The sequence below is a fragment of the Natrinema gelatinilyticum genome (genome assembly GCF_024266705.1).
Taxonomy (GTDB): domain Archaea; phylum Halobacteriota; class Halobacteria; order Halobacteriales; family Natrialbaceae; genus Natrinema; species Natrinema gelatinilyticum.
Genome location: NZ_CP100757.1, coordinates 1,366,209 through 1,382,276, shown reverse-complemented (window position 1 = coordinate 1,382,276; position 16,068 = coordinate 1,366,209). Strand labels below are relative to the sequence as shown.

General features: G+C 59.5%; 11 protein-coding genes and 8 pseudogenes. 14 read left to right on the top strand and 5 right to left on the bottom strand.

The genetic code is table 11. The features are described 5' to 3' along the window. The first annotated feature begins 150 nt into the window (after positions 1 to 150). The 6 genes from NJU76_RS24605 to NJU76_RS24580 all read left to right on the top strand — a co-directional run bounded on the left by NJU76_RS24605 (position 151) and on the right by NJU76_RS24580 (position 6,963). Complete coding sequence (locus NJU76_RS24605; protein WP_254533943.1) at positions 151 to 1,011, top strand: AAA family ATPase; 861 nt, start codon at positions 151 to 153, stop codon at positions 1,009 to 1,011. After that, on the top strand, positions 1,004 to 2,278 hold the full coding sequence (locus NJU76_RS24600) for a vWA domain-containing protein (RefSeq protein WP_254533043.1): 1,275 nt from the start codon (positions 1,004 to 1,006) through the stop codon (positions 2,276 to 2,278). The genes NJU76_RS24605 and NJU76_RS24600 overlap by 8 nt, the downstream gene beginning before the upstream one ends. A 58-nt stretch (positions 2,279 to 2,336) precedes the next feature. After that, positions 2,337 to 3,488 carry an XdhC family protein gene (locus tag NJU76_RS24595; protein WP_254533042.1) on the top strand — a complete coding sequence of 384 codons (1,152 nt, stop codon included), beginning with the start codon at positions 2,337 to 2,339 and terminating at the stop codon, positions 3,486 to 3,488. A 139-nt stretch (positions 3,489 to 3,627) separates the two neighbouring features. Next, positions 3,628 to 5,964, top strand: coding sequence for a xanthine dehydrogenase family protein molybdopterin-binding subunit (locus tag NJU76_RS24590; RefSeq protein ID WP_254533041.1), 2,337 nt, complete (start codon positions 3,628 to 3,630; stop codon positions 5,962 to 5,964). 116 nt (positions 5,965 to 6,080) lie between these two features. Next, complete coding sequence (locus NJU76_RS24585) at positions 6,081 to 6,383, top strand: helix-turn-helix domain-containing protein (RefSeq protein WP_254533040.1); 303 nt, start codon at positions 6,081 to 6,083, stop codon at positions 6,381 to 6,383. 286 nt (positions 6,384 to 6,669) lie between these two features. After that, a complete protein-coding gene (locus NJU76_RS24580; RefSeq protein ID WP_254533039.1) occupies positions 6,670 to 6,963 on the top strand; it encodes a Rieske (2Fe-2S) protein in 294 nt (97 codons plus the stop codon). A 449-nt stretch (positions 6,964 to 7,412) separates the two neighbouring features. Here the strand turns inward: NJU76_RS24580 and pyrE are convergent, their stop codons facing one another. Continuing rightward, a complete protein-coding gene (pyrE, locus tag NJU76_RS24575) occupies positions 7,413 to 7,958 on the bottom strand; it encodes an orotate phosphoribosyltransferase (protein ID WP_254533038.1) in 546 nt (181 codons plus the stop codon). A gap of 74 nt (positions 7,959 to 8,032) precedes the next feature. Here pyrE and NJU76_RS24570 point away from each other — a divergent pair. Beyond that, positions 8,033 to 8,325, top strand: a pseudogene (locus tag NJU76_RS24570) (transposase domain-containing protein); the annotation flags it as partial. Positions 8,326 to 8,701: 376 nt separating this feature from the next. Here the strand turns inward: NJU76_RS24570 and NJU76_RS24565 are convergent. The 3 genes and pseudogenes from NJU76_RS24565 to NJU76_RS24555 form a co-directional block, all read right to left on the bottom strand. Next, the gene (locus NJU76_RS24565; RefSeq protein ID WP_254533037.1) at positions 8,702 to 9,352 is read right to left on the bottom strand and encodes a pyridoxal-phosphate dependent enzyme; all 651 of its coding nucleotides are present in this window, start codon (positions 9,350 to 9,352) and stop codon (positions 8,702 to 8,704) included. 103 nt (positions 9,353 to 9,455) lie between these two features. Next, positions 9,456 to 9,728: pseudogene (locus NJU76_RS24560) on the bottom strand (IS4 family transposase); the annotation flags it as partial. A gap of 22 nt (positions 9,729 to 9,750) precedes the next feature. Next, positions 9,751 to 10,721: pseudogene (locus tag NJU76_RS24555) on the bottom strand (transposase). A gap of 137 nt (positions 10,722 to 10,858) precedes the next feature. Between NJU76_RS24555 and NJU76_RS24550 the strand changes: the two are divergent. Both NJU76_RS24550 and NJU76_RS24545 read left to right on the top strand, forming a co-directional pair. Next, positions 10,859 to 11,056 (top strand): annotated as a pseudogene (locus tag NJU76_RS24550) (transposase); the annotation flags it as partial. Positions 11,057 to 11,102: 46 nt separating this feature from the next. Further along, positions 11,103 to 11,741: pseudogene (locus NJU76_RS24545) on the top strand (IS630 family transposase); the annotation flags it as partial. A gap of 6 nt (positions 11,742 to 11,747) precedes the next feature. On the opposite strand, the gene NJU76_RS24540 reads toward NJU76_RS24545, so the two are convergent. Further along, complete coding sequence (locus NJU76_RS24540) at positions 11,748 to 12,719, bottom strand: IS1595 family transposase (RefSeq protein WP_254533036.1); 972 nt, start codon at positions 12,717 to 12,719, stop codon at positions 11,748 to 11,750. 54 nt (positions 12,720 to 12,773) lie between these two features. On the opposite strand from NJU76_RS24540, the pseudogene NJU76_RS24535 reads away from it, so the two are divergent. From NJU76_RS24535 to NJU76_RS24515, 5 genes and pseudogenes are all read left to right on the top strand, one after another. Then, positions 12,774 to 13,203, top strand: a pseudogene (locus NJU76_RS24535) (IS630 family transposase); the annotation flags it as partial. 5 nt (positions 13,204 to 13,208) lie between these two features. Then, positions 13,209 to 13,894 (top strand): annotated as a pseudogene (locus NJU76_RS24530) (IS1595 family transposase); the annotation flags it as partial. A gap of 415 nt (positions 13,895 to 14,309) precedes the next feature. Beyond that, positions 14,310 to 14,829 (top strand): annotated as a pseudogene (locus NJU76_RS24525) (zinc ribbon domain-containing protein); the annotation flags it as partial. A gap of 304 nt (positions 14,830 to 15,133) precedes the next feature. Then, positions 15,134 to 15,472 carry an ArsR/SmtB family transcription factor gene (locus tag NJU76_RS24520; protein WP_254532924.1) on the top strand — a complete coding sequence of 113 codons (339 nt, stop codon included), beginning with the start codon at positions 15,134 to 15,136 and terminating at the stop codon, positions 15,470 to 15,472. Next, entirely contained in the window at positions 15,469 to 16,065 is a 597-nt protein-coding gene (locus tag NJU76_RS24515; RefSeq protein ID WP_254533035.1) for a dihydrofolate reductase family protein, read from the top strand. Before NJU76_RS24520 ends, NJU76_RS24515 begins: the two co-directional genes overlap by 4 nt. Positions 16,066 to 16,068: the final 3 nt, after the last annotated feature.

Here is a 16,068-nt window from a genome sequence, read left to right as displayed (position 1 = left end):
ACGTTTACCAGTGATCACTAACAGTTCGTCGAGCGGTCGTCGGCTCGGGGGTGAGCGACTGTGACCGGAAGCGGGCGGACGGGAACGGAACCGGCGGCGAGTGCATTCGCCGACCTCGACGAGGGACGTCTCCTCGACGCCTTTGAGGAGATGGAGTACGTCGCCGAGAAGGACCTCGTCACGACGGTGTTGCTCTCGCTTCGGCTCGGGAAACCCCTGCTCGTCGAGGGCGAGCCCGGCGCCGGTAAGACCGAACTTGCGAAGGTACTCGCAAGTGGGTTCGACACCGACCTCGTCAGGCTCCAGTGTTACGAGGGCCTCACTGCCGAGAACGCACTCTACGAGTGGAACTACACGAAACAGCTACTTGCGGTCCAGTCCGGCGAGGGCGGCATCGAAGCCGAGGAGTCCGTCTTCAGCAAGGAGTACCTGCTCGAACGGCCGCTGTTGCGCGCACTCGAGGGAGACGGCGAGACGCCACCGGTACTGCTGATCGACGAGGTCGACCGCGCCGACGAGGAGTTCGAGGCACTGTTGCTCGAATTGCTCTCGGACTTCCAGCTCTCGATCCCCGAACTCGGGACCGTGTGGGCAGAGACGCCGCCGGTGGTCGTCATCACCTCGAACCGGACGCGGGGACTGAGCGACGCGCTCAAGCGGCGCTGTCTCTACCTCCACGTCAAGCCGCCGTCGTTCGAGAAGGAACTCGAGATCGTCCGCCGGAAGGTTCCGGAACTCGACGATACCGTCGCCGCCGAGGTGTGTGGCGTCACCCAGGAGCTTCGGGACCACCCGCTGCTCAAACAGCCGGGCGTGGCCGAGACCCTGGACTGGGCCCGCTCACTGGTTGAACTCGGAGCCGGTGACGGGGAAATCACCGCCGACGAGATCCGGGAGACGGCCGGCTGTCTCCTCAAGGAAGTCGAGGACGTCGAACAGATCGAGACGCTCGTCGACGACCTCGAAGCGGCTGCAGCCAGCGCCCGCGAGTCCGCATCCACCGATGACTGACGACGCCGGTGACGCGTTGTTGACGGTCGAACGCGTCCGCTGGCGGCTCGTGGAGTTCACGCGAGCGTTGCGAACGGCGGGCGTCGATGTCTCCGCGACCGCCAGTCTCGACGCCGCACGGGTGCTCGCCGAACTCGGGGCGGTCGACCGGGAACGGACGAGAGCGGGACTCCGTGCGGCACTCGTGACCGATCCAGGCGACGTCGAGACGTTCGACCGGCTGTTCGCGGCGTTCTGGCGCCAGCTCGTCGCCGAACTCGAGGGGAGGTCCAATCCCGAGAACGCCCGCGAGCCCGATCGCAGTCCTGAGATTCTCGATCTGCCCGACGCCGACCCGTCGGCACTGGAGGGCGGGGATGACGCGGAGATCGACGCGGCCGGCCTGATGATGGGGCTAGCCTCCGAAAGCGACGACGAGCGACCACACGAGGACGACGAGACCGTCGCGGGGTACAGCCGGCGTGGCCGGTCGACGGCGATTTCCGCCCGGACTGGCGGTACCGACGACGACCTCGAGGCGGTCACCAAGCGGATCAGCGACGCCCTGGCGAAGCTAGCCGGCAGAGGGTACGCGCCGGCAGACAGCGGGGGTCGACTCGACGTCAGGCGGGCGCTCAGGGAGAGCTACGGGACCGGCGGCATCGTCGTCTCGATGCCGACGCGAGCCCGAAAGCGAACGGCGACGCGGTGTCTATTCCTCGTCGACGTGAGCCGGTCGGTACTCGACGTGATCGACCGGGACTTCCTCGTTCGGTGTCTGGCAAGCTTCCAGGCGGCCAGTCGGTCGGTGCGAACGTTCTTCTTTGACACGTCGCTGCAGGAGGTGACCGACGCCTTCACCGAGCGAACGCCGACCGACGCCTACGACGCTCTCGAGCGGCTTGAGGCAGAGTGGGGCGGGGGCACCCAGATCGGCGAGGCGATAACCAGGATCCGTGAGGAGTACCCCCACGCCGTTGACCGCCGGACCGCGGTGATCGTCATAAGTGACGGCTTCGAGACAGGCGACGTCGACATTCTCGAGGACGGGATGGCTTGGATCACCCGGCGTGCGTCGCTGGTGTTGTGGTGGAACCCGCTCGCGACGTCGTCGACGTACGAGCCGACCTGTCGCGGGATGGCTGCGGCGGTGCCGTTCGTTGACGGCCTGTTCGCGTTCGCGGGGATCGACGACGCCCGTAAGATCGCCCGCCAGCTCGAGCGCTATGACGGGACACAGCCGCTCGGATACGAGCGAGCGACCGGGAGCCGACTGCCGACGGGATAGCCGGGCGGTCGCAGTTCGACCAGTGAAGTTATGCGCCACGACATCATATACTCAAGACATGACTGCAGGCTGGAGTGTCCCGGAACCGCAAGTTCTCGAGTCGATCGGCGAGGTCGCCGACGTAGACCGGCGCGCCGCGCTGGCGACCATCGTCGACGTTGAGGGACGGGCGTACAGGCGACCAGGTGCGAAAATGCTGATCACGGACGAACAGAGCCTCGGAAGCATCACCGCTGGCTGTCTCGAGGACGAGGTCGTCGCGCTAGGCGAGACCGCGCTCGCGGAGGACCGTCCGGTGCTCGAGCGGTTCGACCTGTCCGGCGACGACGAGGTATGGGGGTTGGGCATTGGCTGTAACGGCGTCATCGATGTCTTCGTCGAACCGATTGGGGCGGAGTATGGCCCGATCGTCGAGCGCTACCGCGACGGCGACGACCAGGTGGTGCTAACGGCGCTTTCGGCCGACGGGTCCGATCTCGAGGTCGGCGACCGGGCCGTCCTGACCGGCGAGGAGGTGACTGGCGTCGACGACGCCGACGCCGACGCTTGGCCGGCGTGGCTGCTTGAGGAGCTGGCCGACCCGATCGCGACCCTTCGCGAGGAGGACGCGTCAGCGAGCGTCGAGGTCGAAGACGGCGAGCTGACAGCGACGGTGTTCGTCAATCCCATCACTGCGCCGCCGCGACTGCTCGCCGTCGGGAGCGGTCCCGACGTCGTTCCGGTCGTCGAATTCGCCGCCAAGGCCGGCTTCCAGGTCACGGTCGCCGGGTTCCGCGGTGGTACCGCGACCGAGGAGCGATTCCCCGATGCCGACCGCGTCATCTCGACGTCGCCAGCGCGGCTGACCGAGTCGGTTCCGATCGATTCGGAGACCTACGTCGTCGTGATGACCCATAATTTCGTCGACGACAGGCTCGCGATCGACTCGTTGCTCGAGACGCCCACAGAACACATTGGGTTGATGGGACCGGACGAGCGCTTCGAGGAGATGCTCGAGGCCTTCCAGGCCGAGGACCGGCCGCTTACCGCCGCCGAGATTGACCGGATCTACACGCCGATCGGACTCGACCTGGGCGACGGCTCGCCATACGGCATCGCTACGAGCATCGTCGGTGAGGTCCTTGCGGTCCACAACGACCGCGAGCCCGGTCACCTCCGGGAGCGAAAGTCGCCGATCCACGGCCGAATCGAACTCGAGGCCGACGATTGAACCGAGCAACCTTAATTGTGTGATGACAAGCGGTTAGATCATTCGCATAGTTATTTATCCCGTCCGGCGCAAGGGAGTACATGACAAGAACCCAGTACCAATGAGTGGAGATACGACAAGCGGCCAGATCGGAGCGAGAGTGAATCGTACGGAAGACGCGGAGTTTACCACCGGCAGCGCGGAGTACACCGACGACATCGACGTGGCCGGTGCGTTACACGCCGCCGTTTTGCGAAGCCAGCACGCACACGCGAAGGTAGACGGCATTGACACAACCGAGGCCGAATCTCTCGACGGCGTCGTCGCAGTGTTTACCGCCGAAGACATGGACGAAGCGGAGACGCCGGCCCCGCGGAAGATCCCTTCGATGTCGACCGATTACATCGAGGTCGAACCCCAACTGTTCCGACCGGTCCTCGCGAGGGATCGCGTTCGGTACCAGGGCGAAATACTCGCGATCGCGCTCGCTGAGGATCGGTACACCGCCCACGACGCGGTCGACTGCATCGACGTCGACTACGAACGTCTCGACTCGGTAACCGACCCTGAGGAGGCGATCCAGGAGGACGCCCCTACGCTGTTCGAGGACTACCCCGACAACGTCGCCTACGACTGGGAGTTCGGCGACGAGGAGGAAGTCGACGCGGTGTTCGAAGAGGCTGCCTACACCGCCAGCGCCACCGTCAACGAACAACGTCTCATCCCGGACCCGCTCGAGCCACGGGCGGCGATCGCCGACTACGACTCGGCATCGAACCAGCTTGAGATCCAGATGAGCACCCAGACGCCCCACTCGGACCGCCACGCCATCGCGGGCATTATCCACCATCCCGAGAACAAGATCCACGTGCAGGTTCCCCGTGTCGGCGGCGGTTTCGGGGCAAAGATCCACAACTACGACGTCGAGTCGCTGGTTCCCTGGTGTGCCCGGGAACTCGAGCGGCCGGTCAAGTGGCAGGCCAAACGGAGCGAGATCCATCAGACCTCCTCGCACGGACGAGCCCTGAACCTCGAAGGTGAAGCCGCCCTCGACGAGTCCGGAAACCTGCTGGGCGTCCGAGTCGAGGGTCTCACCGACCTCGGCGGCTACGTCTCCTCGCATATCCACATGCTGACGACGGTGCTCTGTATCGAGGTGATCAACGGTCAGTACGAACTGCCGAACCTCTACACCCGGATTCGGGGTGCGCTGACCAACGCGACGTGTCTCGACTCCTATCGGGGCGTCCACGAGGTGGCCGCTATCACGTTCATCGAACGGTTGATGCACGAGGCAGCAAAGGAGATAGGGATGGACCCGGCCGAGTTGCGCCGGCAAAACCAGATTCCTGAGGACGCGTTCCCCTACGAGACGGTCACCGGCACCGAGTACGATAGCGGTAACTACCAGCAGGCACTCGACGAGGCGCTGGAGGCGCTGGACTACGACGAGTTGCGTGAACGCCAGGAGAAACTCCGAGAGGAAGGACGCTACCTCGGTATCGGACTCTCGGCATACACCCACGTCAGCGGCGTCGGTCCGGCTGACGTTTGTAAGGAGTACGGTATCTTCAAAACCCACTGGGAGAGCGGTCGCATCACCGTCCACCAGTCCGGAACCGTTACCGCCTACTGCGGAACGATGGACTTCGGGATGGGACATCAGACCTCTTATGCCCAGATCGTCGCCGACAAGCTCGGCGTCCCGATCGAGGACGTTGAAATCATCGAGGGTGACACCAGACACCTCAACGACGGCGTCGGCACACACGCAAGTCGCTCACTCGTCGTCGGCGGTTCCGCACTGGCCGAGAGCGCGGACGACGTGATTGACAAGGGTCGCTCGATCGTCTCCCACCAGCTCGAAGCAGCCGAAGAGGACATCGAGTTCGAGAACGGTGAGTTCTGGGTCAAAGGCGCACCCGATCGCTCGATGACGATTCAGGAGGTCGCTTCGGAAGCCCACCGTGCATGGGACGTGCCGGACGAGCCCGGCCTCGAGGCAACGACGTACTACCTCCCCGAACAGATGGCGATCACCTCCGGCGTCCATGCCGCGGTCGTCGAGGTCGACACCGAGACCGGCGACGTTGAGTTCGAACGGTACATCTCCGTCGACGACGCCGGTAACCGCGTCAATCCGAAGATCGTCGAAGGACAGCTCCACGGCGGTATTGCACAGGGGATCAGCCAGGCACTGTACGAGGATGTCGTCTACGACGACAACGGGAACATGGTCACCAGCACTCTCCAAGACTATGCCATGCCCAAGTCGTTCCACGTCCCGAATGTCGAGACCGTCGAGGTCTCGACCCCAGCGCCAGACAACCCGCTCGGGGCCAAAGGCATCGGTGAAACTGGCCCGATCGCCGCGAACGCAGCCGTTCTTAACGCCGTCGCTGACGCGCTCGACCCCCTCGGCTTCGACAGCACCGAGATTGACACGCCGCTGACGCCCGAGAAGATCTGGAAGGCGATCGATAGGAACGACGAGTAAAAACCAGCTCTCGACCCTTCCCAGGAGCTCTCTTCGAGGAACGCCTGCTCCGAAGCCACACCGCCCCAGGAAGAGACCGTGTTCGACTCCACCTCGAGGACCCGAACCCGGTTTCGGTGTCGGGACCGAGCGTCGCCATCTCGGCGCTTAGCTTGATCCGGTTGCCGCCGGGACCCCAGAAGCTCATCAGACCCCAGCGGCGTTCGCGGGACGAGGCGCTCGCATTTATCGACCGGACACAGCTCACTGACCGACAGCGCGAAGTCCTCGAGACAGCTTATCGGATGGGCTATTTCGATCACCCGAAGGATGCGAACGCGAAGAACATCGCCGACGTTTTCGGGATCGCGCCGGCGACGTTCGTGGAGCACCTTGCGGCCGCCCAGAGCAAAGTGCTCGAGGTAGTCCTCGACGAATAAGCTTTTAATCGGCCCCGTGATGGGGAGCGAACCCACAATCGGCACAGATGAGACATCCCTCGCGACGCGTTATCGTTGATTCACAGCGCGGACAGTCGAACACAACTTCGCTCACATTTCCGGACTCGCGTCCCGTAGGCGATTTCATACCTCCACATATATTACGACGTATAATAAATCTATATACGTCGATCGTCGAATTCATGGGATCGATCCGAAGGCGAGAAACGATCTCGGGCGAGCGCTCGACAGAAACGACTAACGGCTTCAAGGGCCATTGGCGAGCATGGTCGAAATCGGGCCGAAATCCCTCCTCGAAACAACTCCATGCCAGGTTGACGTCAACGGCGGGCGATACCTATTACACGAACGGAACGACAGCGAGATCGCGCTGTACAGCGCAATCTGTCCACACCAGCGAGGGCGGGTGAAACCCAGGGACGACGTATTCCTGTGCCCGAATCACCGATGGAAGTTCGATCCCGAAACCGGTGAATGTCTCACGGGCGCCAACGAAACGCTGCCGTCCGTCTCCGTCCAAGTCCGAGAGGACAGGCTCTACGCAGACAAACTCCCCTGACCCGTTTAAATGGTCACTGGATTGTGCCGATCCACATCTACGGGTGACTGAATGATTCAATAGATCCAGCTGATCTCGTCACTACGTAATTCCACCATTTCGACGGCTCGCGCCGCCGCCAAGCCCAGACTCCACCCTCATCGCGAGTTGGGCGTACAGATCGGCGAATCAGATGGCGGCAACTGCTGCGGGCGAGAACGCCACGATAATTATGACGTCCGTCGTCCGCAGCAGCATCTTGAATAGTTACTCGAACGTGATCGGCCACGAGAGTAAGATGATCCGCCACTATGTGGACAAAACCCGACGCCATTTCACGTCTATTATGTTCTTGCTTCTCCTACTGTCGCTTTAACGTAGCGGAGCGCTAAGGCGGCCCGTCGGCAGTCCCGCTAGAACACTGGGACTCCACGAACGCGTAGACGCTTCGATGGTTGTTCTGTTACAGCTCACTGGTGTCCACTGTCGAGCAATTTCGAGGCTGTCAGAAGTGATCGGAGTTCGACGTCCTGCGCCGCGAGATTCGCTGTCGCACCTTCCTCCCTATCGACGACGACGAAAACTTCGTCGACGACCGCCCCGGCCTCCCGGAGTACTTCGACTGCTTCAATTGCGCTCTGGCCGGTTGTAGTGATATCTTCGAGTACGATGACCTTGTCGTCTGGTTCGAGCGCGCCCTCAATTTGGTTCCCGAGTCCGTGTGCTTTCCGTTGTTTCCGTGCGATGACGTAGGGTAGACCGAGTTCGACGCTCGTGGCGGTGGCTAAGGGAACCCCGCCAAGTGCAACCCCAGCGAGCCTCGTGGTTCTCGGTCCCTCCGCCGGTCGGATTCGTTCGGCGAACGCTTCGGCGATGAGTTCGAGACAGTCCGGGTTCGTTTCGAATAGATACTTATCGATGTAGTACTCGGACGTCCCCCCTTGCGAAAGGTCGAACTCGCCGTACTTGATGGCGTCTGCCACCTTGAGCGCATTCCGGAGCTGCTGCCAATCCATACAATTGTTCGCTCGCGGAACAATTAATACTCATCGGATCGCTGTAGAGTCTACCGACGGAGCCATGAGGGGTGTTTGCCCTCCGCCTTCGAGCGACCAGGTGTTCGCTTCGAGAGGCACAAGCGATTCTTCGTTTGACCGGCGTTGAACGCTCTCATCAAGCAATCTGCCACTAGGTACATCGGCTGGTTGACAGTGGGCCAGACCGCCGACGGCGAAGCCATCGTGAGTCGCTACTGATGAAACCACTGTCAAGATCAACGGCGACTGGTCTTTATACGCTGCAATCGACCTCGAGTCACGGCTCATACTCGACGGCGCAGTTTTTGGGTGGCGAGGCACCGATCCAACCGCTACGTTGCTGCATTGACTCACCGAGAAACACGATCTTTTCGTGACGGTATTTCTCGTCGATGGAGACAGTTTCTGACTGCCCTCTCTCAGTTAGAATCTGTACCGTCAGGTCCAGCGACTACCTACGCACGCTCGAGTTCACGGATCTCTTGCTGAGCTTGTAGTTCGAGCTATTCAGCTATTTTGTCCTCTGCAAGTCTGCGTATCATAGCCCCTTCGACGTACTCAGCTATCCGCCGAAAGCCTTTGAGGTAGCGGAGGGGATCAGTGTAGAAATCCACCGGCGTCGAGTATGAGATACGATGGAGGTCGATGTGTTACCCGGCAGTGGTCGAGATATCCAGACTCCGATTCGAACTAATCACATGAAACTGGTCAGCGTTTCATCCTCATGTAAGACTGGCCAATATTTCCTCGAGGTGTTCGCGCTCGATAGTCCGTACGTCGGATCCGGCGTCGAGGTGGTCGAGTTCTTTGAACCCGGTTCCGGTAGCGACGCACACGACTTCCTCGTCGTCGGAGACCTCTCCAACGTCCGCAAGCGTGCGAACGCCGGCGAGTGCGACCGTTGAGGCCGGTTCGACGCACAGACCCGTCTCGGTTGCGAACGCCGCCGTCGCGTCGAGAATTTCATTCTCGGAGACATAGACCACAGCCCCACCGGTTTCACGAACAGCCCGCAACGCACGCGTCCCGCTTGGCGGGTCGTGATTTCCGATGGAGTAGGCGACTGTCTCGGAAGATTCGACCCGGGTCACCTCTTGGGCACTGTCGCGATAAGCGCGGGCGATAGGGTCACAGGCCGCCTGCACCCAGTAGAGTCGCGGGAGCGTGTCGAGAAGACCTGCCGCCCGTAGCTCGCGTAGCCCCTTCCAGATTACACTCGCGTTGCTGCCGCTACTGACCGGGAGCGCGATGGTGTCGGGAACATTGAGGGCGAACAACTCGCAGATTTCGAATGCTACTATCTTCTGGCCCGCTACGTGACGGGGTGAATCCGAATTTGTGAATTCTATGTCGATGGGGCCACCGAGGGCCATCGTATCGTGGTCAACAACCCCGACCCTTGAGGTCGGGGCTTGTCAGTGAACTCTCGCTCGGCCTAGTTTAGACGCTCAAACTTTAGCAGTCATTGGTCTTTAGTTAGGCCTCAGCAGTCGGTTTGATGGCGGTAGCAAGTTGTTCTTGGAGAACCGGCCGTTGTCTGTGAATCTTTTGAGCGTCGGCGATCAGGCGGTCGAGCAGTGGTGGTGGAGAATACCCGAGGTAGCCACTCAACCGGTGGAGAATGAGCTGGGCGTGCGACTGGAAGGTCGCCGCCCAGCATTTCGGCGGAAACACGAGATCGTTGTCTGCGTGCTCAATAACCAGACTGAGCAATTCACGACTCACGATCAAGGATAACAGCGCCGCATACGAGGGTGTCATAGAAGAGTTCTCACACTGTGATCACGGTACTTTCCGGATTGTCTCCACGTTCGTAGTTGGTGATTGCGACGACGAGACGAAGGCACAGCGCGAGGAATACTTGTGCTCGTGCGTGAATGCGGCCTCGGGCGTGCGTTCGCCCGAGGCCGCAGTTCTTGACTGATTCGTTGGTTCGTTCGACGCCACTCCGCCGGTTGTACGTCTCGTTTAGCGTTGATTGCTTCAGCTGGACGTCCTCGCTGTGTTTTTCGATGCGGTCTTCGACCCTTTAGTCGATGTCCTTCGGATCATCAGCGTTCCGTGCGTTGTACGGAGCGACTGGCACGACCACCTGCTGGCCGCAGGGGTAGTGCCAGTCAAGCGGGTCGTAGGCACTGTCACCGACCATCCAGATTGGTTCCTCGACGGCGAGCGCGTCACGTATGATGCGCATCGCCGTCCCTTCCGGTGCTTGTTTGCTCTCGGTGAACTCGGCTGCAATCGGGATCTTTTGTCCGGTCGAGACGATCGTACAGCCGTAGTAGTACTCGTCCTCGGTTGGATCGTAACACTTCGACGCGTCTGGGTCGGCTGGCATCGCCCTCACGTCAGTCGAATCGATGCAGTAGGTCAAGTCGAGCAGGCCGCCTGCCGCGGCCTGATCGATGAGACGGGTGAAGATATTGTCAACGATGTGATCAGGTCGGTGAGGAAGCGATCGACCGCGTCTCTCGACGGCGGTCGATCGAAGCCACAGCTCAACCAGACAACCGTGTTCCGAAGCTCTCGCTCAACGGGACGGATGTCGTAGATGTCTTTGTAGTAGCAGTGGAAAAAGCCATGCATCAGCTCTGGTGGTTCGTGGTCTCATGTTCGCCCCGTCTCCGCCGGGGCGAACACGTCAAACTCTTCGAGAAACTTGAAGGTGAGGTGCTCAAACAACGCTAGCGTCTCGGTTTCCACGACATTGAAGAACGACTCTACCGAAGGATCATCTTGCAGGGTCGCTGAACTCGTTCCACCTCAGCGTTCACCCTGCTCTTTGGTGTGGTAATCGTTCTATGACAGCCTCTGTTGGTCAGTAACGCTGTCGCTGGGAAATCGTAGCGGGCAAGGGTGACGCGTTCACGTCACTCAATATGTTCCCATTTGAAGTACTGAACTCGGAGGCAAGCACTGCGAACCTGCTCCAGCAGGTTCGCTGGCGCGAGGGCCTCTACTGCCCGCGCTGCCGGTCTGAATCAGTGATCAAATACGGCAGCTATAGAGAATATCAGCGGTATCTCTGTAAAGATTGCGACCGCACGTTCAACGACAAGACTGGCACGGTCTTCGCGCTAATGTGTATGAATACTTTTGCAAGTGGAAGTTGATATATAGGTAATGGGATCACGCCGGACGGAGATTAAGCGTCACCTGCCAGAGGAAGAGATTGATGAGTTACTGCGAGAGGCCGAAGACAAGCACCATATCCGACGAATTGGTTTTGTCAAGAATCTCTATCAAGGCGATACGATTCCAGAGGCTGCCGATCGAGAAGGCCGATCTCCAGCCACCGGGACCCGCTGGGCGGAAGATTGGAATGAAGGTGGCTTCGAAGAGCTTATGCCGAGTTTCGGGGGCGGCAGACCCCCGAAACTCGACGAAGACCAACAAGAAGAGCTGGTTGAGATGCTTCGTGAAGATCAGCCCTGGAAATCACAGGAGATTCAGCACCTCCTCCAGAAAGAATTCGGTGTCCAGTACAGTCCAAATTATCTCGGTACCTTTCTTCGGAATCTCGGGCTCTCCTACGCAAAACTACGGCCAAAGCGTCCACACCAGCCGGAGAATCCAGACGAGGACGATCAGCCACACAACAAACGCGAGGGTGAAAATGACGACGGCTGGGTTGTTGACGATGAGGTCTGCACCGATGGCGGCACCGTCCTCAGCTTCTTTGACGCGTCAAAACCACAGCCGTACGATAATTCGCGCCGAGTTTGGTACGTGGATGATCCTCACATCGAACGACCGCTCGTCACGCTCTTATGTAGAGCTGGGGAATGCCCCCATAGCAAGGCAGTCGATGACGCTTACGAGGGATGCGCCAGCGAGATTCAATGAACGGATGATTCCAAATGTGTGAACGGCCTGCTCCAAGCCGTGCTTGGACAGGCCGCGGAACTTCCGTAGCCACGGTTTGATGAGTGAAAAGAGGCACTCAACCTGGTTAATATGGACACCGTCAGGCGAGACGTACGTCTCGTCGTGCACAACGATCTGGTGAGTGTACTCCATCCGCCGATACGCTTGGAGACCATCAGTCCAGACCTCTCCCAGCGGCTGGGAGAGGTCTTCAGCCTCCTGTATTACTGGATCAAGGTCTGTTTCGTAACTGATGCCAAGCTGGCCGTGAACAACCCGTAGCACGTCGCGGCACGCCGCGACGAGCGTTATCTGGTCGCCGTGTCGTCCACGCCAGCGCGAGCGTCCTGATCGAGACGACCCGCCGCGGTGACGGCTGTCCCGCGGCGGGTCTTGGCCTTTGTATCCTGAACAGACGCTGCTGGATTCATCGATTTGTACCGGTCCGTCGATTTCCTGCTGGAACTGGTTCCAGACGACCGGGAAGCCTCGCTGAACCGCGGCTTCGACCTCTCGAATGGCGTAGTAGACGGTCTTGTACGCTCGATCGAGCAGTGTCGCAATTTTCGAGATACTCAACAGCGTGTCGGCATAGAGGATGAATGCGAGAAGCACCTCACCACTGGAGAGGTGCTTCTCGTGAAACGGTGTTCCGTAGGTGCAAACCGGCTTGAACCCGCAGCTTCGGCAGATAACACGATTCGATGACGGCCACGTTTGGATGCTTGGATCACCGCATTCTGGACACGGAGCCTGCTCCCAGAATTTCTTGAGTCGCCGCTCGATTTGATCATCGAGCGGCTTCGTCTGCAGTTCAATCACTCCAAGATCAACGAGCTGTTGCAGCATCTTCCCGAATGCTGGCTGAGACATATTCTCTTGAGATCAGCCATCACAGTGTAACCGTGGGGCATTCCCCAGCTCTACATAAGAGCGCTCGTCAAGACGGAAGACTCGGCTGTCGGGTTCTACGCACTCAACGGTGAGAGCCTCGTCACGTTCAAAGAAACCGGGGAGAAAGAACGGATTTGCGAGGTTTTAGAGAGGATTCGCGAGCAGAATCCCCGCAAGCGGATTCTACTCGTCTTGGACAAGTACGGGTCTTACATCTGTAAACACACGCGCAAGTACGCACATCACCTCGAAATTGATCTGATCTTTCTCCCAACAAGCACCGCACCTCAATCCAATCGAAAAGGTCTGGGACTACCACAAGTGGACGATGTGTCCAATCATCGTTGACGATGAAGGCGAGTTCAGAGACCTCGTTAAGGAAACATTAGAACAAATAACACATCGAATCAGCTTTGCAAAGAAGTGGTGTCAGAAATTCCTTGGCTTTCAAAAGTTATCTTAGTTATTAACGCGAAGATCGGCCTCGACAAACTCTTGTTCGCGTTCTACTCGTTCCTTCGGTTCAACACGAATATCTGCCAGCTAGAGGCTGAACTCGACGTGTCCTACCGAACGCTTCACCGCTGCGTCGAGCGTTCTGGCGAACTGCTCGACGCGCCATCTCTCACTCTCACTGGCCCAGTTGAGATTGACGAGTTCTACGTCTCTGCTGGGCTGAAAGGCCGCGAGCGCGACGGACCGTCGCGCTCGCGTGGTCTCTCGAAGCGTGGACGAGGAACGTACACCGAGGACAAACTGCCAGTATTCACGCTCGTTGATCGTGGGAGCGATTAACGATACGTCGTCCCGGCGAAATTCGCTGATGAATCGACTGTGCGACTCCTCCTCGCTGACCACAAGGAAAAGTCACTCACCGTTATACGGATGGATTTCGTGCCTATGAGCCGCTATAAACTGATGAGAACTTCCAGCTAGAAGCAGTGACTCACGGAGATGGCAAGTACGTTGATGGTGACGCACACGTGAACACCTGCGAAAGCCACTCGTCGCTGGCGCGACGGTGGCTCTCGCCACATCGAAGCGTCTCAAAGGACAAACTGACCACGTATCTCAGATCGTTACAGTTTCGGCGACAAATCCTCCGCAAACCAGGTCGAAAAGCTCTCAAACAAATTGTTCGAGCAGTTCTTTGAATCACCACCAATGTGCTTCACAAGAGCACTCGTAGTTTTCTTACACCGATAGTTCGTCATCCAGATGCCGTCATCAGCAACTGTCTCACGATTTGCCGTTCATCCTCCGTACAACATCATCTTCGAGGTTTGGATAACGCCGGCACTTGTAACGTCCGAAGATCATTTTTCGATTCCTCCTACTCTTATTATCTTTCACACTGACATATGGGTATGACCGTCGCGTGGATTACAACGTCGGGCATCCACGTCGAGGCAATGCGTAATTCGCTTGTCACAGCCTGCGAGCATGAGTTCGTCCCGACCGATCTCACCCTCCATCGAAACACCTGGTGCCTCAGAAAAGGTCGATGCAGCTCTCGAGATAGTAACATCAACTATTGAGGCCGATGGTGGTGACGAGCCCGAAATTTGTGTCGGCACTGTGTATATCGGTGGGTTGACTGACGTGCTGGATACGAACTAGTCGGTCGAGACGAACGCCAAAACCCACAATTTCTGGGCGTTCAAGCAATTCACCGAGCGACTGGTCTGTACTGCCGCAGAGTACGGGATTACGGTCGAAGTCCGGTCAGAAGCGTGGACGAGCCAGGAGCGTCCGCAGTGTGGCTCGACAGGCCGAACGACACGGCATCGGGACACGCTGACCTGTCCATGTGGGGTTCGAGGGCCGCGCCGATCTTATGGCCTCAGAGTCGTTTCTAGAGCGGCAGACAGAACGGGCAGTCCGGCCGATGGAACGGCCCGTGTCCTCGGAAATCACCGATTTCCTGGATGCCGAAAATGCTGCGCGGTTTCGAGCACGGTTCGAGTGGGACGACCACAACTGGTCGGAACCACCACACTCTCACGGAAGTCCGAAAGAACAGCGCATAAGCCCGAGTACCGTCCACCGTGGCGGAAATGTTGCATCCGGCGAGTCGGAGACCGGCTGAGACTCCCACGGAGGAAACCGCGCCCTTGAGTGGTCTGCGTCACTTCTGAATCGTGGCTGCGTCGGTACGCTATTCGAATCCGGTAACTCGAGCGAACGCTTCCAAAACGAGTATTCAAACCGGGCCCCGATCACTCCAGGGCGCGGTGGATGTCATTTCTCGAGCGTTACCGACGTGTGCTACCGTCGATGGCATCGCAAGGATCATCGTAAAGATGTTTCCAATCCTCTGAGCAACCGGTAGATGACCCAATAACGACGTTTAACCAAAGAGTTAAGTATTCTCTCGGTGTTTATTCAACCGGATGGTTGAACGATTGCCGGACGATCTCGATCTCGACGCGGTCTTCCAGGCGCTGGCACACCCCATCCGTCGGGACATCCTCGAACAGGTGGCCGATGGACCAGAGAGCGTCAGCGACCTGGCCGAACCGCACGACGTCTCACTCGCCGCCGTCTCGAAGCACCTCCACGTCCTGGAGGACGCCGGCTTGATCGACATCGAGAAGGACGGTCGCGTTCGCCGCTGCCACCTCAACGCTGCGCCGCTTTCCGCCGCGTTTGGCTGGCTCACCCGGTACCGCGTCTTCTGGGAGGACCGGTTCGACGCGCTGGCCATCCATCTGGAGGAAGAAGATCAATGACAGACAACACCGACACCGAATCACAGCGAAACCTGATCGTCTCCGAGTTCCTGACCCTCGACGGGGTCATGGAGGCGCCAGAACAGTGGTCCTTCCAGTTCTTCAGCGAAGAGCAGCAGGCGTACAAGCACGACGAACTGTTCGCGTCGGGCGCGCTCCTGCTGGGCCGGACGACCTACGAAACGTTCGCGGCAGCCTGGCCCGACCAGGAGGACGAGACAGGCTTCGCCGACCGGATGAACAGTCTCCCGAAGTACATCGTCTCGACGAGCCTCGAAGAGGCAACGTGGAACAACTCCACGATCATCGACGGAGACGTCACCGAGGAAGTCGCCGCGCTGAAGCAGGAGGACGGAAAGGACATCCTCGTCAACGGGAGCGGCGAACTCGTGGACACGCTGGTGGAACACGACCTCGTCGACGAGTACCGCCTCATGGTCCACCCAGTGGTTCAGGGCAGCGGCAAACGCCTCTTCGGGGGCGCGACCGCGCCGACGACGATGCGCCTCGTCGACACGGAGGCGTTCGACTCGGGCGTCGTCGTGCTCACCTACGGGCCGTCCGAGGAGGATCACCTCGGGGAGGAGGCCTGAACG